General features: G+C 71.8%; 21 protein-coding genes. 16 read left to right on the forward strand and 5 right to left on the reverse strand.

The window, feature by feature from the left end:
* Window positions 1-44 precede the first annotated feature (44 nt).
* The 11 genes from L107_RS13220 to cbbX are packed head-to-tail and all read left to right on the forward strand — an operon-like array spanning window position 45 to window position 11,446.
* On the forward strand, window positions 45-2,423 hold the full coding sequence (locus L107_RS13220) for a CsoS2 family carboxysome shell protein (RefSeq protein ID WP_159819551.1): 2,379 nt from the start codon (window positions 45-47) through the stop codon (window positions 2,421-2,423).
* Window positions 2,424-2,430: 7 nt separating this feature from the next.
* On the forward strand, window positions 2,431-3,969 hold the full coding sequence (locus L107_RS13225; protein WP_159819553.1) for a carboxysome shell carbonic anhydrase: 1,539 nt from the start codon (window positions 2,431-2,433) through the stop codon (window positions 3,967-3,969).
* A gap of 2 nt (window positions 3,970-3,971) precedes the next feature.
* Complete coding sequence (locus tag L107_RS13230) at window positions 3,972-4,229, forward strand: carboxysome peptide A (RefSeq protein ID WP_159819555.1); 258 nt, start codon at window positions 3,972-3,974, stop codon at window positions 4,227-4,229.
* Window positions 4,229-4,480 carry a carboxysome peptide B gene (locus L107_RS13235; protein ID WP_159819557.1) on the forward strand — a complete coding sequence of 84 codons (252 nt, stop codon included), beginning with the start codon at window positions 4,229-4,231 and terminating at the stop codon, window positions 4,478-4,480. The genes L107_RS13230 and L107_RS13235 overlap by 1 nt, the downstream gene beginning before the upstream one ends.
* A 50-nt stretch (window positions 4,481-4,530) precedes the next feature.
* On the forward strand, window positions 4,531-5,202 hold the full coding sequence (locus L107_RS16940) for a BMC domain-containing protein (RefSeq protein ID WP_304523563.1): 672 nt from the start codon (window positions 4,531-4,533) through the stop codon (window positions 5,200-5,202).
* 5 nt (window positions 5,203-5,207) lie between these two features.
* Window positions 5,208-5,675, forward strand: a complete 468-nt coding sequence (locus L107_RS13245; protein ID WP_159819559.1) for a ferritin-like domain-containing protein — start codon at window positions 5,208-5,210, stop codon at window positions 5,673-5,675.
* 13 nt (window positions 5,676-5,688) lie between these two features.
* Entirely contained in the window at window positions 5,689-7,533 is a 1,845-nt protein-coding gene (locus tag L107_RS13250) for an NAD(P)H-quinone oxidoreductase subunit F (protein WP_159819561.1), read from the forward strand.
* Window positions 7,534-7,540: 7 nt separating this feature from the next.
* Entirely contained in the window at window positions 7,541-9,073 is a 1,533-nt protein-coding gene (locus L107_RS13255; RefSeq protein ID WP_159819563.1) for an NADH-quinone oxidoreductase subunit M, read from the forward strand.
* Complete coding sequence (locus L107_RS13260) at window positions 9,070-10,230, forward strand: CO2 hydration protein (RefSeq protein WP_201295898.1); 1,161 nt, start codon at window positions 9,070-9,072, stop codon at window positions 10,228-10,230. Before L107_RS13255 ends, L107_RS13260 begins: the two co-directional genes overlap by 4 nt.
* A gap of 15 nt (window positions 10,231-10,245) precedes the next feature.
* Window positions 10,246-10,491: a 4a-hydroxytetrahydrobiopterin dehydratase gene (locus tag L107_RS13265; RefSeq protein ID WP_015107683.1), complete on the forward strand. Its 246-nt coding sequence runs from the start codon at window positions 10,246-10,248 to the stop codon at window positions 10,489-10,491.
* A complete protein-coding gene (gene cbbX, locus L107_RS13270; protein WP_159819565.1) occupies window positions 10,478-11,446 on the forward strand; it encodes a CbbX protein in 969 nt (322 codons plus the stop codon). Before L107_RS13265 ends, cbbX begins: the two co-directional genes overlap by 14 nt.
* A gap of 3 nt (window positions 11,447-11,449) precedes the next feature.
* Here cbbX and dnaA read toward each other — a convergent pair whose 3' ends face one another.
* Window positions 11,450-12,880 (reverse strand): chromosomal replication initiator protein DnaA, encoded by a 1,431-nt coding sequence (gene dnaA, locus L107_RS13275; RefSeq protein ID WP_370515491.1) that lies wholly within the window; start codon window positions 12,878-12,880, stop codon window positions 11,450-11,452.
* A gap of 91 nt (window positions 12,881-12,971) precedes the next feature.
* On the opposite strand from dnaA, the gene L107_RS13280 reads away from it, so the two are divergent.
* Genes L107_RS13280 through L107_RS13290 form a run of 3 tightly spaced genes read left to right on the forward strand, consistent with a single transcriptional unit; the run spans window position 12,972 to window position 15,474 of the window.
* Entirely contained in the window at window positions 12,972-14,099 is a 1,128-nt protein-coding gene (locus tag L107_RS13280; protein ID WP_159819567.1) for a trypsin-like peptidase domain-containing protein, read from the forward strand.
* Window positions 14,096-14,731, forward strand: a complete 636-nt coding sequence (locus L107_RS13285; RefSeq protein WP_159819569.1) for a TIGR04282 family arsenosugar biosynthesis glycosyltransferase — start codon at window positions 14,096-14,098, stop codon at window positions 14,729-14,731. The genes L107_RS13280 and L107_RS13285 overlap by 4 nt, the downstream gene beginning before the upstream one ends.
* Window positions 14,728-15,474 (forward strand): TIGR04283 family arsenosugar biosynthesis glycosyltransferase, encoded by a 747-nt coding sequence (locus L107_RS13290; RefSeq protein WP_159819571.1) that lies wholly within the window; start codon window positions 14,728-14,730, stop codon window positions 15,472-15,474. Before L107_RS13285 ends, L107_RS13290 begins: the two co-directional genes overlap by 4 nt.
* Here the strand turns inward: L107_RS13290 and L107_RS13295 are convergent.
* Entirely contained in the window at window positions 15,417-15,887 is a 471-nt protein-coding gene (locus tag L107_RS13295) for a GNAT family N-acetyltransferase (protein WP_159819573.1), read from the reverse strand. The two genes, L107_RS13290 and L107_RS13295, sit on opposite strands and share 58 nt — an antisense overlap.
* 154 nt (window positions 15,888-16,041) lie before the next feature.
* Between L107_RS13295 and L107_RS13300 the strand changes: the two genes are divergently transcribed.
* Entirely contained in the window at window positions 16,042-16,833 is a 792-nt protein-coding gene (locus tag L107_RS13300) for an alpha/beta fold hydrolase (RefSeq protein WP_159819575.1), read from the forward strand.
* Here the strand turns inward: L107_RS13300 and L107_RS13305 are convergent.
* Both L107_RS13305 and hisG read right to left on the reverse strand, forming a co-directional pair.
* Window positions 16,785-18,584 (reverse strand): ABC transporter ATP-binding protein, encoded by a 1,800-nt coding sequence (locus L107_RS13305; RefSeq protein ID WP_159819577.1) that lies wholly within the window; start codon window positions 18,582-18,584, stop codon window positions 16,785-16,787. The genes L107_RS13300 and L107_RS13305 overlap by 49 nt on opposite strands.
* Complete coding sequence (gene hisG, locus L107_RS13310) at window positions 18,581-19,261, reverse strand: ATP phosphoribosyltransferase (protein WP_159819579.1); 681 nt, start codon at window positions 19,259-19,261, stop codon at window positions 18,581-18,583. The genes L107_RS13305 and hisG overlap by 4 nt, the downstream gene beginning before the upstream one ends.
* Before the next feature lie 29 nt (window positions 19,262-19,290).
* Between hisG and gloB the strand changes: the two genes are divergently transcribed.
* Complete coding sequence (gene gloB, locus L107_RS13315) at window positions 19,291-20,073, forward strand: hydroxyacylglutathione hydrolase (RefSeq protein ID WP_236550692.1); 783 nt, start codon at window positions 19,291-19,293, stop codon at window positions 20,071-20,073.
* 28 nt (window positions 20,074-20,101) lie between these two features.
* Here gloB and L107_RS13320 read toward each other — a convergent pair whose 3' ends face one another.
* The gene (locus L107_RS13320; protein ID WP_236550693.1) at window positions 20,102-21,286 is read right to left on the reverse strand and encodes an ABC transporter ATP-binding protein; all 1,185 of its coding nucleotides are present in this window, start codon (window positions 21,284-21,286) and stop codon (window positions 20,102-20,104) included.
* Between the last annotated feature and the right edge of the window lie 29 nt (window positions 21,287-21,315).

Below are 21,315 nucleotides of genomic sequence, written 5' to 3' on the forward strand. Positions count from 1 at the left end.
CGGTCGGGATCCATCACTTTTGATCATCCATTCACGGGGCGGACATGGCCAGAACCACCAGTCGGGAAGCAGCTCTGGAGCGCCGCAAGGCCCTCACCAACGGCGGCAAGAAAGCCTCCGCCCAGTTCATGTCCTCCCCGGGACGGGTGCGCACGGCCGCCGATGCCCAGCGCAGCCGCACCGAGGCCGTGAGTGCCGCCCCGGCCACGCCGGCCCCGGCCCCCTCCCGCGTCAGCGCCGCCCCGCGCCGGGGGGCTTCCCCCTCCCTGACCTCCGCCTCGGTCTCCGGCCATCGCAGCAACGCCAAGCCGTTGGCGAACCCCAGCCGGAACCTGGTGCTGGAGCGCCGTGAAGCCCTTTCCCGCCGCGGCAAGCGGGCCGACACCTCCAGCGACCGCACCCGCCAGGAGGTGATGCGCGCCACCAGGTCCAGCGCCGCCAACGTCAGCGCCCCCGCCCCCGTGGCCGCCAGCCCGGCCGCCGCCGCTGCCCCCGCCCCCGCGTCCTCCGGTCTGGGGGCATCGCTCGCCAACCGCAGCGCCCGCAATGGGGAGCGCCGCAACGGCACCCCCAAGCGCACCGCCCAGCACAACCCCAGCCGGGCCATCGTCATGGCCCGCCGCGAAGCCCTCTCCAAACGGGGCAAGTCCGCCAGCGCCCCCACCAGCTCCGTCGCCGCCTCGGTGGCCCGCCAGTCGAACCCCGACATGAGCAGCCGCGAGCTGGCCCAGAAGGTGCGTGAGCTGAAGTGCAAGGTGGGCTCCGCCGGGTGCGCCCGCAGCGGCGGCAGCCGTCCCACCGGGCCCCGCCGCGGCCAGGCCAAGATCGATGCCGCCGCCGATGCCCACTGGAAGGTGGGCGCCAGCCAGACCCTCTCCGGCCAGACCGTCACCGGCACCCAGGCCAACCGTTCCTCCCGCACGACCGGCAACGAGGCGGCCACCTGCCGCACCATCACCGGCACCGAGTATCTCGGCGCCGAAGTGTTTCAGACCTTCTGCGGCACCCAGCCCTCCACCCCGATCCAGCCGCCCAAGGTGCGGGTCACCGACACCAGCCACGGCAACCGGGTGACGGGCAACGAAGTGGGCCGCTCCGAGAAGGTCACCGGCGACGAGCCCGGCACCTGCAAGAACGTCACCGGCACCGAGTACATCTCCGCCAATCAGTCAGCCGCCTGGTGCGGTGGCGTCAACCCCTCCGTGCGCAAGGTGGGCCGCAGCCAGACCCTGGGCGGCCAGCCCGTGAGCGGTGTCCTGGTGGGTCGCAGCGAGAAGGTCACCGGCGACGAACCCGGCTCCGGCCGCCGGCTCACCGGTGACCAGTACATCGGCGCCGAATCCCCGGCCCCCGGCCGGGCCCCCACCAAGGTGAGCAGCCTGCAGACCCTGCGGGGCACCGGCATCACCGGCACCCATGTGGGCCGCAGCCAGCACGTCACCGGCGACGAGCCGGGCTCCTGCCGCATGGTCACCGGTGACGAATACATCGGCACCCAGCAATACGAGCAGTTCTGCGGCACCAAACCGGCGCCGGAAGCCCCCAAGGTGGGCTTCAGCGTCACCAACAAGGCGCTGGTGGTGAGCGGCACCCGCACGGGCCGTTCCGAAAAGGTCACCGGCGATGAGCCCGGCACCTGCAAGGCGGTCACCGGCACCCCCTATGCCGGCCTCGAGGAGGCCGGCGCCTGGTGCCCCACCAGCAAGGTGGCCGAGATCCGCCAGCGCACCCCGGTGCGCATGGGCACCGTGATGACCGGCATCCAGCCCGGCATCGGCGGACCCATGACCGGTGCCGAGCGCGGCGCCTGCGAGGACATCACCGGCACCCCTTACATCGGCGGCGCCCAGCTGGCCGAGGTCTGCGGGGCCGCCACCAGCGCCGACGCCGATTTTCCCCAGCCCCTGAGCGCCCAGCCCTGGCAGCAGTTCAGCGTCCAGTCCCCGGCTCGGGCCGCCCAGAGCGCCCGCCAGCGCCCCGGTGGGGTCACCGGCAACAGCTACGAGCAGGGCAACCGCATCACCGGGCCCTTCGACATGGCCGCCGACAAGGTGACCGGCACCGAGCAGTTCCGCTTCGACCGTCCTGGCCAGGAGCGGGTGCGCCTTCGCCCGCCGGCGGCGGCAGCCGCGGTGACGGTGGATGAGGACGCCCGTCCCACCTCCCGGGTCACCGGCGAAGGGATCTCCGCCGGCCTCAACATCACCGGCGACGACTGGGACCGGGGCAAGCACGTCACCGGCACCGAAGGGGCTTCGGCGCGCCGCCGCAACCCCAGCCGCGTCGGCCCGATGTCGGCCATGCCCGGCTTCCAGAACAAGCGCAACGAGGCGGTGCCCGAGCCCACCAACAAGATCACCGGATCCAGCGGCAGCACCAGCGCCGGCTCCCTGATCACGGTCTCCGGCGGAGCCCGCGGCTGAACCCCTGATGCCCCGCCGCCCGGCCCCCACGATCCGTCCCCTCGCTCCGAGAGCCCCCCGGCGCCGCCCCGATGCCCCCTCCGGCGCCGACCTCTCCCGGCGCCTGGCGGCGGTGCGGCTCGGCCAGGGAACCACCGGCAGCGCCCATCCGCTCACCGACCACGCGGCCAACGCCGCCCTGGAGAGCTACGACCGGGGCGTCAAGGACGCCTTCGACCGGATCGTGCCCGTGCTCAAGCGGCTCTCCGGCCTGCAGCACGAGGATGACTTCGTCGAGCGGGCCCAGGCCCTGGCCCAGGCGGAGCTGGGCTTCAGCCTGCCCCTGCCGATCCTGGAGAAGGCCTGGGTCAGCCAGCTCGACATGCGCAGCCTGTTCGCCTGGTGCGTCTTCGAGACCTACGAACAGACTAGCGACGGCTTCTTCCGCGACGATCCGCTCCATGGCCAGCCCGGCAGCGCCGCCGCCGAGGACTTCAACGCCTTCCTGCTCTCCTGCGGCTTCCACCTGCTGGATGTGACCCCCTGCGCCGATGGCCGCCTGGCCCATGCCATCGCCTTCGCCCTGCGCCTGCCCTTCAGTTCGGTGCGGCGCCGTCCCCATGCCGGGGCCCTGTTCGATGTGGAGAACACGGTCAACCGCTGGGTCAAGACCGAGCACCGCCGCTACCGGGAGGGCGTCCCCAATCCTGCCCACGAGGACACGCGCTACCTGAAGGTGGTGCTGTACCACTTCAGTTCCCTTGACCCGAGCCACGAGGGTTGCGCCGCCCACGGCAGCGACGACGCCCTGGCGGCCAGCTGCGGCCGCCAGCGGCTGATGGAGTTCCAGCAGGCCGTGGAGAACAGCTTCTGCTGCGGCGCCTCCGTCGACCTGCTGCTGCTGGGGATCGACACCGACACCGACGCCATCCGGGTGCACGTGCCGGGCATGGACGGCAGCACCCGCCTGGATCAGTGGCTTGATGCCGCCACGGTGTACGAGGCCACCCGCCATCTGGCTCCCGAGCAGGCCCGGCGCCGGATCGCCGAACTGGCGGAGGCCGCGGCGGCCTCCGCCCCCGACCCGGGCATGGTGCGGCTGATCGCCCGGCTGCTGGAGCACAACATCTCCCAGATCGACTACGTCCGCCAGTACCACGACGGCCACTACGCCGATGCGGGCCATGCCGAGCGCTTCATCGGCGTGGGCATCGGCTTCAAGGAGATCCACCTGCGCAACCTCACCTACTTCGCCTACATGGACACGGTCGAGGAGGGCGCCCCCGACATGGACGTGGGGGTGAAGATCTTCAAGGGCCTCAACGTCTCCCGGGGCCTGCCGGTGCCCGTGGTGGTGCGCTTCGACTACAACGGCAAGGTGCCCGGCGCCCGGGAGCGGGCCGTGCGCCACGCCCGCCGGGTTCAGGAGGCGATCGAGAACCGCTATTCCGACCTGTTCGCCCAGGGCCTGCTCCATGCCCTGCTCACCGTGCGCGATCAGGAGCGCCACGCGCCCGCCGAGGCGGTAGGTTCCACCATCAGCCTCACCACCGCAGGAGGACACTGACCATGTTGATCTGCAAGGTGGTCAAACCCCTGGTCTCCACCAACCGCATCCCCGATTTCGAGCACAAGCACCTGCAGGTGGTCCAGGACGGCAGCACCCAGAAGGTGGCCGTCGACGCGGTGGGCTGCATCCCGGGCGACTGGGTGATCTGCGTCGGCAGTTCCGCCGCCCGCGAGGCGGCGGGCAGCAAGTCGTATCCGAGCGACCTCACGATCGTGGGGATCATCGACCACTGGGATCCCGAGGGAGGCAAGGCCTGATGGAGATCATGCAGGTCACCGGCTCCCTGGTCTGCACCCAGCGGGTGCCCGGCCTCGAGCACTGGAACCTGCGGGTGCTGCGCAGCTCCAAGGGCAAGCTCAGCGTCGCCGTCGATCCGGTCGGGGCCTCCCCCGGCAACTGGGTCTTCACCGCCAGCGGCTCGGCCGCCCGCTTCGCCTGCGGCAACCCCGAGACGCACACCGATCTCACCATCGGCGGCATCATCGACTTCTGGGAACCGGACGGGTAAGCGCCCCTCCCATCGCCGCCCCGCCAGTTCCTCCTCCCCCCGCCCGTCCCATGGCCAGCCGCACCCCCCGCTCCGGTCCCGACGCCACCGTCACACCGGCCCCCCCGGCGGCAGCGCCAGCTTCCGCCCCTGCAGCGGCGGTCGGGGGGGCGGCCGGAGGCGGCAGCCCACCGGCCCTGCCACCGGCGGCGGTGACCAAGCCGGCAGCGGCCAAGCCGGCGGATCCCAAGCCGGTGGCGGCCACCAGGGCCCCACGGGCGGCCCGCTCCAGCCCGGCGACCCGGCAGCCGCGCCGGACCACCGCCAAGGCCGCCACGGCGACCAGCCAGCGCTCCAGCGCCTCGAGCCCCAGCCGCCGCGGCAGCGGCGGTGCCGGCACCCCCCCTTCGACCCCCACTCCCCGTACCCCCTCCATGGCCCCCACCATCCACGGCATCGCCCTCGGTCTGATCGAAACCCGGGGCCTGGTGCCGGCGATCGAGGCGGCTGACGCCATGACCAAGGCCGCGGAAGTCACCCTGATCGCCCGCGAGTTCGTCGGTGGCGGCTACGTCACCGTCATGGTGCGCGGTGAGACCGGCGCCGTGAACGCCGCCGTAAGGGCCGGCGCCGATGCCTGCGAGCGGGTCGGCGACGGCCTGGTGGCGGCCCACATCATTGCCCGCCCCCACAGCGAGGTGGAGCCGGCCCTGGCGGCCTCCGGCGTCGGCCGCAGGGGCTGATCCCCATGGACGCCGCCCATCCGCGCGTCCTCGGCTACCTGGGCCGCGCGTTGAGTCTGGAGCTGTCCGCCGTGCAGCAATACATGACCCAGGCCTCCCTCGTGGAGCTCTGGGGCGATACCGCTGCCGCCGAACGGTTCCGCCAGGAGACCGTCGAGGAGATGCGGCACGCGGAACGGCTGGTGCAGCGCATGCTCCAGCTGGGGGTGGCCCCCGCCGCCTCCCAGCTGCGGCCGGTCGCCCACGCCGCCGACCTGGAGGGTCTGCTGCGCCTCAATGCCGTCCTCGAGGAGGACCTGATCCAGCACTACGGCGAAGCGATGCGCTTCTGCCTGCTGATCGGCGATGGCAACAATGCGTCCTTCTTCCGTGCCCTGCGGGACGAAGAACAGCAGCATGGGGAGGATCTGGCGGCCTGGATCGGCAGCCTTGCCGCCGTCCCGTCCAGGGCCCTGCAACGGGCCACCTTCTGACGTCTCTCCCCCTTTGCCGGACCCCCTTCCCCTGTCGATCCAGCTCAGCTGGCTGATTCCCCTTTACGGGTTCAGCGGCATGCTCCTGTCGCTGCCCTGGGCGGCGGGCTGGGTGAAGCGCAATGGTCCCCGTCCGGCCGCCTATCTCAACCTGCTCGTCACCCTGCTGGCGGTGCTGCACGGCAGCCTGGTGCTGCGGGCCGTGCTGGCCCTGGGCCCCCAGCACCTCGACATCGCCTGGTTCTCGGCCGCCGATCTGGATCTGCGCATCGGCTTCGATCTGTCCCTCACCAACCTGGCGGCCCTGGAGCTGGTGACCGGCCTGAGCCTGGTGGGGCAGGTGTTCGCCCTCGGCTATCTCGACAAGGAATGGTCGCTGGCCCGCTTCTATGCCCTGGTGGGCTTCTTCGAGGGCGCCATGGCCGGGGTGGTCCTGAGCAGCAACCTGTTCATGAGCTATTTCCTGCTGGAGATGCTCACCCTCTCCACCTACCTGCTGGTGGGCTTCTGGTACGCCCAGCCCCTGGTGGTGACCGCCGCCCGCGATGCCTTCCTCACCAAGCGGGTGGGGGATGTGCTGCTGCTGATGGGGGTGGTGACCCTGTCGGCCTGGGCCGGATCGCTGGAGTTCAACGACCTCTACGCCTGGGCGGCCAACGGGACCCTGCCGGCCCTCGGGGCCACCCTGCTGGGCCTGGCCCTGATCGCCGGACCGATGGGCAAGTGCGCCCAGTTCCCGATGCACCTCTGGCTCGATGAGGCGATGGAGGGGCCGAATCCGGCCTCGATCCTGCGCAATTCCGTGGTGGTGACCTGCGGCGCCGTGGTGCTCCTCAAGGTGATGCCGCTGCTGCTGATCTCGCCGGTGGCCATCGACGTGCTGCTGGCGGTGGGCACCATCAGTGCCCTGGGCGGCGCCCTGGTGGCCATTTCCCAGGTCGACCTGAAGCGGGCCTGCTCCTACTCCACCACCTCCTACCTGGGGCTGGTGTTCATCGCCATCGCCCTGCAGCAGCCCTTCATCGCCCTGCTGCTGCTTTTCTCCCATGCTCTGGCCAAGGCCGTGCTGTTCATGAGCGTCGGCAGCGTGATCGCCACCACCAACTGCCAGGACCTCACCGAACTGGGCGGCCTCGGCACCCGCATGCCCGCCACCACCACCGGCTTCCTGGTGGGGGCCGCGGGCCTCACCGGCCTGCTGCCCCTGGGCTGCTTCTGGAGCTTCGGCCTGATGCTCGAGGGCCTGGGCTCGCGGGCCCCCTTCTTCGCCGCCGTGGTGCTGCTCACCAACGCCCTGACGGCCCTCAACCTCACCCGGGTCTACCGCCAGGTGTTCCTGGGTGCGCCCCACCCCAAGACCCGGCGGACCCCGGAGGTGAACTGGCTGATGGCCCTGCCCATGGTCACGGTCGCGGTGCTGGTGCTGGTGACACCGCTGGTGATGGCCCGCATCGACCGGGTTCCCGGCATCGGCGCCTTCTCGGGCGGCACCGCCCTGGTCCTGGTGGGCAGCGGCCTGGGCGGCCTGCTGGTGGGCAGCCTGGTGCCGCTGGACACCTTCTGGTCCCGCTCGGTGCTGCGGCCCCTGCGGGTCCTGCAGGACCTGCTGGCCTTCGACTTCTACACCGACCGCATCTACCGGGCCACGATCGTGGCCTTCGTGGCCGGCCTGGCCCGGATCACCAACGGCTTCGACCAGCTGGTGGTCAACGGCATGGTCAACCGCATCGCCGCGGTCTCGATGGGCTCGGCCGAAAGCCTCAAACTGGGGGTGAGCGGCCGGCTGCAGACCTACGTCTTCACCGTGGTGGCCGCGATCGTGCTGCTGGTCGGCAGCCTCTCCTGGCTGGGGGGCTGATCGCACGATGCTGAGCGCCCTGCTGCTGATTCCCTTCTTCGGCGCCCTCGGCCTGCTCTGCTGGCCGGGCGAGCTGGCCACCGAGCGCATCCGCCGCGCCGCCCTGGCCCTGCTGGGGCTGCAGCTGCTCTGGAGCCTGCGGGTGCTGCTGGCCTTCGACCCCGGCCAGGCCGGCCTGCAGCTGCAGGAGTCCTTCGCCTGGGTCGACAGCATCGGCCTCGACTACCGCCTGGGCGTCGATGGCCTGGCCATGCCCCTGGTGCTGGTGAACGCCGGCCTCACCCTGGTGTCGGGCATCTGCACCCGCGACCTCAGCCAGCGCCCCCGGCTCTACTTCGCCCTGCTGCTGACGATCAGCGGGGCGGTCAACGGGGCGTTCCTTTCCGAAAACCTGCTGCTGTTCTTCCTCTTCTATGAGCTGGAGCTGATTCCCCTCTGGCTGCTGATCTCCATCTGGGGCGGCGCCAACCGGGGCTACGCCGCCACCAAGTTCCTGCTCTTCACGGCCGTCTCCGGGGTGCTGATCCTGGGCGCCTTCCTGGGCCTCTCCCTGTTCACCGGCCAGGCGGATTTCAGCATCAACCCCGTCACCACCGCCCAGCTGGGCATGGGCACCCAGCTGGCGCTGCTGGGGGCGCTGCTGATCGGCTTCGCCATCAAGATCCCCCTGGTGCCGTTCCACACCTGGCTGCCCGACGCCCACACCGAGGCCTCCACCCCCGTGTCGGTGCTGCTGGCGGGGGTGCTGCTGAAGCTGGGCACCTACGGCCTGCTGCGCTTCTGCCTGGGAATGTTCCCCGAGGCCTGGGCCCTGCTCGCCCCGTGGCTGGCGGGCTGGGCGGCGGTGTCGGTGCTGTACGGCTCCCTGGCGGCCATCGCCCAGCGGGACATGAAGCGGATGGTGGCCTACAGCTCGGTGGGCCACATGGGCTACATCCTGCTGGCGGCGGCGGCCGCCACCCCGGTCAGCCTGCTGGGGGCCGTCTTCCAGATGGTCAGCCACGGGCTGATCTCCGCCCTGCTGTTCCTGCTGGTGGGCATCGTCTACCGCAAGACCCGCACCCGGGACCTGGAGGTGCTGCGGGGCCTGCTCAACCCCGAGCGGGGCCTGCCGTTCACCGGCACCCTGATGATCCTGGGGGTGATGGCCAGCGCCGGCATGCCCGGCATGGCCGGCTTCATCTCCGAATTCCTGGTGTTCCGCGGCAGCCTGGCCGCCTTCCCGGTGGCCACCCTGCTGTGCATGGTGGGATCAGGCCTCACGGCGGTGTACTTCCTGCTGCTCGTCAACCGGGCCTTCTTCGGCCGCCTGGCGGTGACCCCGCCCAGCGGTGATGCGGTGGCGGACTCCCGCCTGGAGGTGCGGCTGCCGGCGGTGGCCCTGCGGGAGACCCTGCCCGCCCTGGCCCTGGCCAGCGGCGTGGTGGCCGTGGGGGTGCTGCCCTTCGGCCTGGGCCGCCTCAGCGAACAGGCCACCACCGCCATGGCCCAGCTGCCGGCGCTGGTGGCGGCCCTGCAGGGCGGAGGGCTGCTGTCATGAAACCGATCCCCCGCTCCCCCAAGCCGCCCCTCACCTTCGCCGGGGGCCGCCCCACCAGCGGCGATCTGGTGGAAACGCTGCTGGCCGGTCACACCCTGCTGGCCGAATCCCCCGATCACCTGCTCCAGGTGGTGGACGTGCTGGAGAGCTACGGCGAGGTGCTGGATGCCTACAGCATCAATCTCATCCACCAGGCCGAGAAGCAGTTCCTCAATCCCTTCCCGGTGTTCCGCTTCCTCGACGGCGACCTCAGCCCGGCGAAGATCTGGCGCCACCTGCTGCACGACCGGATCAACTTCGAGTACGCGGAGTATTGCCAGAAGGCGATGTTCTGGCACGGCACCGGCGGCCTCGATGCCTATTTCGACAGCGAGGCGTTCGCGGCCAACTGCGCCGCCATCGTCGCCCGCAAGACCCGGCGCGACCCCCTGCTGGCGGTGCTCCATCCGCTCTTCCCCCAGTTCCTCACGGAACTGATCCGTTCGGCCGCCACCACCCATGCCCTGGGCCAGTTCTGGCGGGTGATGAGCGATCTGTTCCTCGATCTGGCCCGGGCCGAGCGGGACGGGCGCGTGGATTCGATCGCCGCGGTGGTCACGTTCATCAAGGAGGGCCTGGTGGCGGCGGCGGCGGCGCCGATCACCTATGCGGTGGAGATCGCCGGCAGCTCCTTCTGGGTGCTGCCCCCCGAGGCCGGTCTCACCTTCCTGGGGGATGTGGCCGTGCCCTATGTGGAGGCGGTGTTCCTGCGCGGCACCCCGTTCCTCGGCACGGTGTCCTTCAACGCCCAGGCCCAGCAGATCTCCCCCGACCAGGCCCAGTTCATGTACGGCGCCCTCTACGCCGACCCGCTGCCCACCATGGGATCGGGCATCCCCCCCAGCCTGCTGATGCAGGACATGTACCGCCACCTCCCCGAACGGCTGCGCCACCGCTACCTGGCCGGCATCCGCGGCGGCGGGGACATGCGGGTGAAGATCTGCATGAGTTTCCAGAAGGCGATGTTCTGCGTCACCAACGCGGCCATCGCCGGCACCTTCCCCCATCCACTCAGCACCGAGTCGCCGGCGGAACAGGCGGCCAACCGGGCCCATGCCACCGCCTGGGCCGCACGCCTGTGCGTGGCCCGCACCGACTGCCTCGACGATCCGGGCTGATCTAGGGTCGGACCCATGGATCAGCCCTGGACCCGACGGCCCCGCCCCGATCGGCTCGAGCGCCGCATCGAGTTCGACGACTACGAACGCACCCGCGTCTTCCTGGAGCGCCTCAACGGGCTCTCGGAGCAGGAGGGTCGCTTCCCGGACATCAGCTTCGGCCGCACCTACGTGAACCTCACTGTGCGGGCCGAAGCCGACGAGGACCCCATCGGCGAGCCGGAGGAAACCTTCGCGCGGGCGATCGATGGTCTCCTCTGAGGGCGCCGCTCCCGACGGAGACGACGGGGACGCGCCGCAGGAGTCGCGGCTGGTGGATCTGCGGGCGGCCTACGACGCCGCCGGCATCAAGGAGGTGCTTGACCAGCTCGACCGGGAACTGATCGGTCTGCGGCCGGTGAAGGCCCGCATCCGGGAGATCGCCGCCCTGCTGGTGATCAACCGGGCCCGCACCCAGGTGGGCCTGGACACGGCCCCCCCCAGCCTGCACATGTCGTTCACCGGCCGGCCCGGCACCGGCAAGACGACGGTGGCGGAGCGGATGTCGAAGATCCTGCACGGGCTCGGCTATGTCCGCAAGGGCCATGTGGTGACGGCCACCCGCGACGATCTGGTGGGCCAGTACATCGGCCACACCGCCCCCAAGACCCGGGAGATGCTCAAGAAGGCCATGGGCGGCGTGCTGTTCATCGACGAGGCCTACTACCTCTACCGGCCCGAGAACGAGCGGGACTACGGCGCCGAAGCGATCGAGATCCTGCTGCAGGTGATGGAGAACAACCGCAATGACCTGGTGGTGATCTTCGCCGGCTACAAGGAGCGGATGGACGTCTTCTACCAGAGCAATCCGGGCCTCTCCTCGCGGGTGGCCAACCACATCGACTTCCCCGACTACTCCGCCAGCGAGCTGCTGGCGATCGCCCAGCTGATCCTGGCGGCCGAGAACTACCGCTTCAGCCCCGAGGCCGCCGCCGCCTTCGCCGAGTACATCCAGCGCCGCATGCAGCTGCCCTTCTTCGCCAATGCCCGCTCGATCCGCAACGCCATCGACCGGGCCCGCATGCGCCAGGCCAACCGCCTGTTCAGCGGCATGGGGCGGGCCCTCTCCAAGACCGACCTGATGACGATCGAGGCCGAGGACATCATTGCCAGCCGGGTGTTCCACGGCGAAGTGGAAGGGCTGGATCCGGCCCGGCCGCTCACCGGCGCGGGCTGAGCCTCAGCGCCGCTGGCGGCAGGCGATCTGCAGCAGGTCCCGCACCTGCTGCACCCGCCGCGCCAGGGCGGGATCGCTGCTGAGCTTCTTCTCCACCTGCTCCACCGCGTACATCACGGTGGAGTGATCCTTGCCGCCGAAGGCTTCGCCGATGCGCGGCAGCGACAGATTCGTGTTCTGGCGCATCAGGTACATGCCCACCTGGCGTGACTGGCTCACGGCCCGCTTGCGGCTGGGGCTGAGCATCTCCTCGATGCGCACCTCGAACACCTCGGCCACCTTCTCCAGCACCTGCTGGGGGGTGACCGCCACCTCGTTACCCACCGGATCGAGCATCGGGGCGAGCGATTCCACGGTCATCGGCAGACCCGTGATCGAGGCGAAGGCCACCGCCCGGGTGAGGGCGCCCTCGAGTTCGCGGATGTTGGAGGTGAAGCGCCCGGCGATGTACTGGATCAGCTCCCGGGGCAGGGCCACATGCTCGGCCTCCGCCTTCTTGTGCAGGATCGCCATGCGGGTCTCCAGATCGGGGATCTGGATGTCGGCGATCAGCCCCATCGAGAAGCGGGAGATCAGCCGCTCCTGCAGCCGGGGGATCTGGCTGGGGGGCCGGTCGCTGGCGATCACGATCTGGCGGCCCGCCTCATGCAGGGCGTTGAAGGTGTGGAAGAACTCCTCCTGGGTGTACTCCTTGCCCTCGATGAACTGGATGTCGTCCACAAGGATCAGGTCGGCGGCCCGGTAGCGATCCCGGAAGGCCTGCATGCCGTCCTTGCGGATGGCCTGGATCAGGTCGTTGGTGAAGGTCTCGGTGCTCACGTAGAACACCCGCGCCTCCGGGTCGATCTCCAGCCGGTAGTGGCCGATGGCCTGCATCAGGTGGGTCTTGCCCAGCCCCACCCCGCCGCAGATGAACAGGGGGTTGAACTCCCGGCCCGGCGCCTCGGCCACCGCCAGGGAGGCGGCATGGGCCATGCGGCTGTTGGCCCCCACCACGAAGCGGTTGAACACGTAGCGGGTGTTGAGGCCCGCCCCGGGGCGCTGCTGGACGGGCAGGGGCCGGGCAGGGGTGGCCGAGCCCGCTGGGGAACCCTGGGGCCGCTCGGGGGCCGCGGCCGGTGGAGCCGGGGGCGAGCCGGCGCCGTTCTCACCCACCAGGTCCGGGGGCCCGCCCAGGGGTTCGGCATCGGGGGCCACCGCCACCTCCACCCGCACCTGCCGGCCGGCATGCTCGCTGGCCACCGCGGCGATCATCACCAGGTAGTTCTTGCGCAGCCAGCCGCAGGCGAAGCTGTTGGGGGCCTCCAGACGCAGCAGGCCGTCGGCGTAGTCGCGGCAACGGGCCTGGCGGATCCAGGTCTCGTAGGTGGGCTTGCTGAGCCTGCCCTGAAGATCCTGGCTCACCCGGTGCCACAGCTGATCACCCTGCTGCACCAGGAGCCCACGACGCGATGGTCGAATATAGGCATCCCAGGCCCGGAGGTTCGTCTTTAATGACTCCCTCAGCGCCGACCGCCCACCTCCGATGGTCCAGCCCCGTTTCCTGTCACGCCTCACCCTGCTGGCGGCCACGGCAGGCCTGCTGACCTCCTGCACCGGCACCCGACTGGCCCTGCCAGGGGTGCGCCAGCCCGAGCAGCCCCCCATCAGCGATGCGGCGCCCGGTCCCTCCCTGCAACCCAGCAGCTCGGTGATCGTCGATGCCGTCGAGAAGGCCGGTCCGGCGGTGGTGCGCATCGACACGGTCAAGCGCACCGTGAATCCCCTCGGGGGCATCTTCGGCCGCGGGCCCGCCATCCAGCAGCAGCAGGGCCAGGGGTCGGGCTTCATCACCCGCTCCGACGGGGTGCTGCTCACCAACGCCCACGTGGTGGAGGGCGCCAGCGAGGTGAGCGTCACCCTCCCCGACGGGCGCAGCTTCACCGGCAAGGTGCTGGGGGCCGATCCCCTCACCGACGTGGCGGTGGTGAAGGTGGTGGCCTCCAAGCTGCCGGTCGCCACCCTGGGTGACTCCAACAAGGTGCGGCCGGGGGAATGGGCGATCGCCATCGGCAACCCCCTCGGCCTCGACAACACGGTGACGGCGGGGATCATCAGCGCCATCCAGCGCACCAACGCCGTGGGTGAGGGCCAGCGCGTGCCCTACATCCAGACCGACGCGGCCGTGAACCCCGGCAACAGCGGCGGGCCGCTGATCAACGACCGGGGCCAGGTGATCGGCATCAACACCGCCATCCGCCAGGCACCCGGGGCGGGCCTGAGCTTCGCGATCCCGATCAACACGGCGCGCCAGATCGCCGCCCAGATCCTCGAGCGCGGCTACGCCAGCCACCCCTACATCGGCGTGCGCCTGCAGGCCCTCACCCCCCAGCTGGCCAAGGAGATCAACGCCACCACCAACGAGTGCCGCCTGCCCGAGGTGAACGGGGTGGTGGTGGTCGAGGTGATGGACAACAGCCCGGCGGCCCGGGGCGGCCTCAAACCCTGCGACCTGATCGAGAAGGTCGGCGACAAGGCGGTGAAGAACGCTTCGGAGGTGCAGCTGGCCGTCGACCGGGGCAAGGTGGGCGAGCCGCTGACGATCACCGTGCAGCGCAACGGCACCCGCCAGAACCTGACCGTGCGTCCCGCCGAACTGCCGCGCGAGGGTTGAGACCGCCGAGGGACCGGGGAACCGGGCCGCCCCAGCTGGTGATGCTGGCCCGCTGGCCGGCGCCGGGTCGTTGCAAGAGCCGCCTTGTCCCCGGCGTGGGGACGGGGCGGGCGGCCGCGATCCAGGCCCGCCTCACCCAGCACGGGCTGGCCGCCGCCGCCGATGCCCGCCGCGGGATGGCTGGCCTGCGGCTGGTGCTGGCCACCAGCGGCCTTGGCCCCGGGGCCGCGGACCGCTGGGGACGCCGGCTCGGTGTCGACCGGGTGGTGGACCAGGGTCCGGGCAGCCTGGGGCTGCGGATGCAGCGCCAGATGCGGCGCGGCTGGCGGGAGGGGGCGGCCGCGGTGGTGCTGATCGGCAGCGATCTGCCGGAGCTGGCGGCCGACGACCTGCTGGCGGCCTTCCGGGCGCTGGAGCACAGTGAGCTGGTGCTGGGTCCCGCCGGCGACGGGGGCTACTGGCTGATCGGCCGCCGCCGGGCGACGCCCCAGGTGTTCGCCGGCATCGACTGGGGCAGCGACCGGGTGCTGGAGCAGACCCTGCAGCTGGCCCGGAAGGCGGGCCTGGGCACGGCCCTGCTGGCGGAGCGCCACGATCTCGACCGCCCCGCCGACCTGGACCGCTGGCGATGAGCCCGCCCCTGAGCGTGGTGATCGCCGCCCTCAACGAGGCCCGGGGCCTGCCGATGCTGCTGGCCGATCTGGCCACGGCACCGGCGCTGGTGCGGGAGGTGCTGGTGGTGGATGGGGGCAGCCGGGACGGCACCCCGCGGCTGGCCGCCCTGGCCGGCGCCCTGGTGCTGCGCGAGGGGGGCGGCCGCGGCGGCCAGCTGGCCGCCGGGGTGGACCGCAGCACGGCCCCGTGGCTGCTGCTGCTGCACGCGGACGTGCGCCTGCCGCCGGGATGGGCCGGGGCCCTGGCCGCCGCCATCGACGGCGGTGCCTCCACCGCCTGGGCCTTCCGGCTGCGCATCGCCGGCGACGATCCGGCCCTGCGCCTGGTGGAGCTTGCGGTGGCGCTGCGCAGCCGCTGGCGCCAGCTGCCCTACGGCGACCAGGGGCTGCTGCTGGCCCGGCGCCTGCACGATGCCGCCGGTGGCATCGCCCCGCTGCCCCTGATGGAGGACCTGGAGTTCCTGCAGCGGCTGCGGCCCCTGGCCAGGATCGCCCTCCTCGCCCCGGCCCTGCGGGTCAACGGCCGCCGCTGGCGGCGGCTGGGGGTGTGGCAGACCATGCTGGCCAACGCCCGCCTGCGGCGCGACTGGCGCCGCGGCACGCCGGTGGAGCAGCTGGCAGCCCGCTACTACGGCCCCGCCCCTCAGGGGGCGTACCAGAAGGCGCAGCGGCGCTGCAACGGCTCCAGCTCCCAGCCCTGAGCGGCATAGAAGCCCACCACGTCGGGGTCGGCGAACAGGCTCACCCGGTCGATGCCCATGGCCCGCAGCTTCTCGAGCACGTAATCCATCAGCTCCTTGCCCAGGCCGGCCCCCTGGTAGCGGGGGTGGACCGCCACATCCCAGACGGTGGCCTCCACCACCCCGTCGCCGGTGCAGCGGGCGAAGCCCACCAGCCGCGGCAGGCGGGCGTCATGGCGCCAGAGCCCCACCTGGAGCAGGCTGTGCTGGAGGGCCTTGCGCACGCGCCGCAACGGACGGCGGCTCCAGCCCACCGCGTCGCAGAGGGCCTCCAGCTCGATCAGATCGATCGGACGGGCCTGGCTGAGCACCAGCTCCAGGCTGGGGTTGGGGCAGGCGCAGAGGCGGTGCCCGGGCCCGTAGAGGTCGGTCATCAGCGGAAGGGTCCCGGGCACGGCGAGAGGGCTACGCGTTCTGAAGATCCTGGCGGATGCCGGCCGGACTGCGGCAGGGTGGGGGTTTGACGCGGCAACCCTTCTGGGCGTCCCTTCCACCGGCTCCGATCGGACCCAGGCGGCCCCGGCCTCGGTGACGCCCGTGTCCCCCCTGCTGGTGGGCGTGCACGGCTGGTTGCTGGCGGGACGTCTCTGGCTCCCGCTCCAGCGGGAACTGGCGCCCCGCTGGACGCTGTGGTGCCCCGATCTGCCCGGATTCGGCACCAGCGACCGGCCCCGGGGGCTGCAGGCCAGCCTGGCCAGCTACGGGCGCTGGCTGGCGGAGGCCGTCCAGCGGGAGGCCGCCGGCCGACCGGTGGTGCTGCTGGGCCATTCCCTGGGGGGCAGCGTGGCCCTCCATGCGGCGCCCCTGCTGGGGGGGCAGCTGCGGGGCCTGGTGCAGATCGCGGCGGGGGGCGGCGTGTTCCAGCCCCGCCCCTTCGCCCGGGTGCGCCGAGGTGGGGCCGCCTTCCTGCGCTGGCGGCCGTCCTGGCTGGCCCGTCTGCCGGGCACGGAGGCAATCCGCAGCCCGCTGGTGGCCGACGACCGCGCCGCCCGGGGGCTGCTGGCCTGCAGCACCAACCGGGGCGCCGTGCGGCAGCTGCCCAGGCTGGCCGCCGCCCTCACGGTGCCCAGCCTCTGGCTCGCCGGCAGCCGCGACCAGGTGATGGAGCCCCGCTACGTGCGCCACCTGGCCGGCTACTGCCCCGACCACCAGCTGGCGATCCTTCCCGGGCTGGGCCACCTGCCGATGGTCGAGAAGCCCCGCGAGCTGGCGGCCCTGATCGACGCCTGGCTGGCGGACGACCTGGCCCTGCCGACCCAGCCGCCCGGGCCTCAGAGCGTGGCCAGTCCCTTCTCCTGCAGCTCCGCCAGCTGGGCGTAGAGCCCGCCGACGGCCCGCAGCTCCCGGTGGTTGCCCTCCTCGATCAGGCGGCCGCGGCGCAGCACCAGGATCCGGTCGGCGGCCTCGACGGTGGCCAGGCGGTGGGCGATGACGATGGCGGTGCGGCCGCTGAGCAAGGTGTCGAGGTCCCGCTGCAGGGTGGCCTCGGTGGAGGGATCCATGAAGGCCGTGGCCTCGTCCATCACCAGCACCGACGGGTCGCGGATCGCCACCCGCGCCACCGCCAGCAGCTGACGCTCGCCGGAGGAGAGGTTGCCGCCCCGCTCCCGCAGCTCCGAGGCCAGCCCATCCCCCAGCCGGGCCAGCAGGGGACCGAGGCCGAGGTCGGCGCAGAGGCGCTCCAGATCCGCATCGCTGATGGCCGCATCCAGGCGCAGGTTCTCCGCCACGTTGCCGCTGAACAGGAACGTGTCCTGCAGCACCACCCCCAGGCGCCGGCGCAGGGTGGCGATCGGCAGCTCGCGGATGTCGACGCCATCGAGGCGGATGGTGCCCTGCTGGGGTTCGTAGAGCCGGCAGAGGAGGCGGATCACGGTGGTCTTGCCGGATCCGGTGGGACCCACGATCGCCACGTGCTCGCCGGGGGCGATGCGGAAGGAGAGATCGGTGAGGATCGGGTCGTCGGGGCGGTAGGCGAAGGAGACGTTCTCGAACTCCACCTCACCCGGGCTGAACCGTTCCGCCCCCGACACCAGGGCGGCGGCGCTGCGCTGGCTGGTGGGCAGGTCGGCGATCTCGATCGGCTGCTCCAGCAGCTCGCCGATGCGCTCCACCGCCGTGAGGCCCCCCTGGATCTGGGTGAAGCGCTCCGCCAGCTGGCGCAGGGGGTCGAACACCCGCTGGGAGAACAGGATGAAGGTGGTGAGGGTGCCCAGGCCCATGGCCCCGCCGGTGACCATGGCACCGCCGAGGGCCAGCACCAGCGCGACGGCCGCCAGGGCCACCCACTCGATGAAGGCGGAGATGGCGCTGTCGTAGAAGATCGTGCCGGTCACCGCCCGGCGGTAGGCGTCGGTGGTGCGGGAGAAACGCTCGCCGTTGACGGCCTCCCGGCGGAACATCTGCACCACCTCCAGGCCCTGGAGGTTCTCCTGCAGGTCGGCGTTGAGCTGGCCCAGCTCCTCCCGCACCCGGTAGTTGGCCTTGCGGTAACGGCCCTGCAGCCAGAGCACACCGAGGGTGACGGGCACCTGGCTGACGAGCAGCAGCAGCCCCAGGCGCCACTCGATGGAAAGCATGGTGAGGCCGATCACCAGCAGGGTGACCAGATCGGAGAGCACCCCCACCGCGCCGCTGCCGAACACCTCGGCCAGGGCGTCGACGTCGCTGGTGAGGCGGGTGAGCAGCTTGCCCACCGGGGTGCGGTCGTGGAAGCGCAGCGACAGGGCCATCGCATGGCGGAACAGGTCGTCGCGGATGCGCGCGGTGAGGCGCTGGCCCACCACCTGCACGTTGTAGGTCTGGGTGCCCTGGAGGGAGAGGCGCAGCAGCACCGCCGCCAGCAGCATCGCCACCAGCACCCGCAGGGCCGTCGGCACCGGCAGCGGCGCCAGCCAGGACATCACCGGCTCGCCCCGGAGCTTGGAGATCACCTGGCCCACCAGCAGCGGCTGCACCGAGGCCGCCAGGGCCAGGGGAATCAGCAGCAGCAGGGACAGCAGCAGCCGCTTGCGATCCCGGCCGAGGTAGGGCAGCAGGCGCCGCAGCCGCTGGCGGTCGAGGCGGCTCATCGGGACGGCACCGGGGCGGGCCTGTGGGCGGTGGCGACCCGCTCCACCAGGCCCTGGAGGGTGCCGTCGTCGAGGCGCAGGGCCAGGGGGTGGCCGATCAGCCGGGCGGTGCTGCTGAACAGATCCTCGATCGCCACCAGTCCGTTGTCCCGCAGGGTGCGGCCGGTGGCCACCAGATCGACGATCGCCTCGGACATGCCCGTGATCGGACCGAGCTCCACAGACCCGGTGAGGTGGATCAGCTCCACCGGCAGGTCCAGCTGCTCGAAGAAGGCTTCGGCGCAACGGGTGAACTTGCTCGCCACCCGGCAGTGGGCCGGCAGGTCGGCGGCCCGGCGGTAGCCGCTGCTGGCCTTCACCGCCACCGCCATGCGGCAGCCGCCGAAGCCCAGATCCACCAGCTGGGCCACCGGCAGCTGGTGCTCCCGCAGCACGTCGTACCCCACCACCCCGAGCTGGGCCTGGCCATAGGCCACATAGACCGGCACATCGGCGTTGCGCACCAGCAGGGCCCGGGCGGTGCCGCAGCGGCTGGGCACCATCAGCAGGCGGTTGTCCTCCTCCAGCAGGGCGGAGAAATCCAGGCCGGCCGCCTGGAAGCGGCGCACCGAGTCCTTCAGCAGGGCGCCCTTGGCCAGGGCGACGGTGATCGGGGACCGCTGGTTGGCGGTGATCATGGAAGCCAGCAGCAACCTGGACTGTAACGATGCCGGATCACGCCGAAGCCGCCATCGCCGACGGACTCCCGGCGCCGGCCCCTTCACCCCTGCAGGTGGAGCTGCTGCCCGTTCTGCGGGACAACTACCTGTTCGTGCTCCACGACGGCCGGCGGGCGGTGCTGGTGGATCCGGCGGTGGCGGAGCCGGCGATCGCCTGGCTGCGGCAGCGGCAGCTGGCTCTGGTGGCCGTGCTGCACACCCACCACCACAGCGATCACATCGGCGGCACCCCCGCCCTGCTGCGGGAATGGCCCGGGGCCGAGGTGGTGGCGGCCCGTGACGACCGGGAGCGGATCCCCTTCCAGACCCGGGGGGTGGCGGACGGGGATCGCTTCACCCTGCTGGGCCAGCCGGTGGAGGTGCTGGCGGTGCCGGGCCACACCCGCGCCCACATCGCCTTCCACCTGCCCCTGCAGGGGGAGCTGTTCTGCGGCGACACCCTGTTCGCCGCCGGCTGCGGCCGGCTGTTCGAAGGAACCCCCGAGCAGATGCACCACTCCCTGCAGCGGCTGGCGGCCCTGCCGGAGACGACCAGGGTGTGGTGCGCCCATGAGTACACTGAGGGGAACCTGCGCTGGGCGGCCGCCCAGCGGCCGGGGGACGGAGCCATCGCCGAACGGCTGGCCGCGGTGCGGCTCACCCGCGCCCAGGCCGGACCCACGATCCCCAGCAGCATCGGCGAGGAACGCCGCACCAACCTGTTCGTGCGGGCGGCGGATGCGGAGGAATTGGCGGCCCTGCGCCGCAGCAAGAATGACTGGACGGGATGAGCAGGACGGCATGGGCGGCCATCCAGGGTCAGTCCGGGGCGCTGAAGCCCTCCCCGCGACGCCCCGGCGGCAGGGTCACCAGGGGCCGGCCCCCGGGGAACAGCAGCGCCGACTCGCCGGAGCGGAACCGCAGCCGGCCGCGGCGGCCATGGGGATGGTCGGCCTCCAGGGGGGCCCGCCAACGCAGCCGCTGCTCCCCGAGCTGCACCTGGTAGAGCCACTCGCGGCCGAGGAACTCCCGGCCGCTGATCCAGGCGGATCCCTCCTCATCAGGCAGGAACTCCAGGGCCTGGGGGCGGACCATCACCTCCACGGCCGCCGATCCCCCGGAGCCCGCGTCGCCGCCGGAGAGGGGCTCGAGCTCGCCGAGGGCGGTCTGCAGCCGCCGGCCCCGCCAGCGGGCCGGCAACAGGTTGGACTGGAGCACGAACTGGCCGACGAAGGCGGTGGCGGGCTGGTCGACCAGCTGCCGCGGTGGGGCGCACTGGTGCAGCACACCGTCGCGGAGCACCCCCACCCGGTCGCAGATCGCCAGGGCCTCCTCCGGATCATGGGTCACCATCAGGCCACTGGCGCCGCAGCGGGCCAGCACGGCGGGCAGCTCGCTGCGCAGCCGCAGCCGCACCTCCACATCCAGATTGGAGAAGGGCTCATCGAGCAGCACCACCGAGGGCGACGGAGCCAGGGCACGGGCCATCGCCAGGCGCTGACGCTGGCCGCCGGAAAGCTCGTGGGGGTAGCGGCGCTCCAGCCCGCCCAGACCCAGCAGGTCAAGCAGCCAGGCCACGCGAGCGGTGTCCTGGCCGCGACGCAGGCCGAAACAGGCGTTGCGCCAGGCATCGAGATGGGGAAAGAGGGCATCGTCCTGGAAGACCATGCCCACGCCCCGCCGCTCGGGGGGCAACAGGCGATCGGGACCCGCCACCTGCCGGCCGCCGATGCTGATGCGGCCGCGGCCGGGACGCTCGAAGCCGGCGATCAGCCGCAGCAGGGTGGTCTTGCCGCAACCGGAGGGGCCCAGCAGACCCACCAGCTCGCCGGCCCCGAGGACGAGGTCGATCCCCTGGAGGGTCCAGGAGGCGACGTCCCGGCCCGGGTAGCGGTACCAGAGGTCCTCGATGCGCACATGGGCGCCGGGCCCGGCCCCGTCCCCGGGGGTGCGGGCCGTGGCGGTTGCGGTGGACGGCGTGGTGATGGTGTTGGAGTAGGCCATAAGATCCCAGTCCCGCATTTTTACCCGTC

It is taken from the genome of Cyanobium sp. Copco_Reservoir_LC18 (genome assembly GCF_009834675.1).
Lineage (GTDB): Bacteria > Cyanobacteriota > Cyanobacteriia > PCC-6307 > Cyanobiaceae > Cyanobium > Cyanobium minutissimum.

What these genes read in the sequence shown, in the direction of transcription:
- L107_RS13280 (WP_159819567.1), top strand. Translation starts at nt 12,972, where the DNA reads ATGGTCCAGCCCCGTTTCCTGTCACGCCTCACCCTGCTGGCGGCCACG.
- L107_RS13265 (WP_015107683.1), top strand. Translation starts at nt 10,246, where the DNA reads ATGGATCAGCCCTGGACCCGACGGCCCCGCCCCGATCGGCTCGAGCGC.
- cbbX (WP_159819565.1), top strand. Translation starts at nt 10,478, where the DNA reads ATGGTCTCCTCTGAGGGCGCCGCTCCCGACGGAGACGACGGGGACGCG.
- L107_RS13225 (WP_159819553.1), top strand. Translation starts at nt 2,431, where the DNA reads ATGCCCCGCCGCCCGGCCCCCACGATCCGTCCCCTCGCTCCGAGAGCC.
- L107_RS13290 (WP_159819571.1), top strand. Translation starts at nt 14,728, where the DNA reads ATGAGCCCGCCCCTGAGCGTGGTGATCGCCGCCCTCAACGAGGCCCGG.
- L107_RS13220 (WP_159819551.1), top strand. Translation starts at nt 45, where the DNA reads ATGGCCAGAACCACCAGTCGGGAAGCAGCTCTGGAGCGCCGCAAGGCC.
- L107_RS13320 (WP_236550693.1), bottom strand. Translation starts at nt 21,286, where the DNA reads ATGGCCTACTCCAACACCATCACCACGCCGTCCACCGCAACCGCCACG.
- L107_RS13245 (WP_159819559.1), top strand. Translation starts at nt 5,208, where the DNA reads ATGGACGCCGCCCATCCGCGCGTCCTCGGCTACCTGGGCCGCGCGTTG.
- L107_RS13305 (WP_159819577.1), bottom strand. Translation starts at nt 18,584, where the DNA reads ATGAGCCGCCTCGACCGCCAGCGGCTGCGGCGCCTGCTGCCCTACCTC.
- L107_RS13235 (WP_159819557.1), top strand. Translation starts at nt 4,229, where the DNA reads ATGGAGATCATGCAGGTCACCGGCTCCCTGGTCTGCACCCAGCGGGTG.
- gloB (WP_236550692.1), top strand. Translation starts at nt 19,291, where the DNA reads ATGCCGGATCACGCCGAAGCCGCCATCGCCGACGGACTCCCGGCGCCG.
- L107_RS16940 (WP_304523563.1), top strand. Translation starts at nt 4,531, where the DNA reads ATGGCCAGCCGCACCCCCCGCTCCGGTCCCGACGCCACCGTCACACCG.
- hisG (WP_159819579.1), bottom strand. Translation starts at nt 19,261, where the DNA reads ATGATCACCGCCAACCAGCGGTCCCCGATCACCGTCGCCCTGGCCAAG.
- L107_RS13295 (WP_159819573.1), bottom strand. Translation starts at nt 15,887, where the DNA reads ATGACCGACCTCTACGGGCCCGGGCACCGCCTCTGCGCCTGCCCCAAC.
- L107_RS13255 (WP_159819563.1), top strand. Translation starts at nt 7,541, where the DNA reads ATGCTGAGCGCCCTGCTGCTGATTCCCTTCTTCGGCGCCCTCGGCCTG.
- L107_RS13230 (WP_159819555.1), top strand. Translation starts at nt 3,972, where the DNA reads ATGTTGATCTGCAAGGTGGTCAAACCCCTGGTCTCCACCAACCGCATC.
- L107_RS13260 (WP_201295898.1), top strand. Translation starts at nt 9,070, where the DNA reads ATGAAACCGATCCCCCGCTCCCCCAAGCCGCCCCTCACCTTCGCCGGG.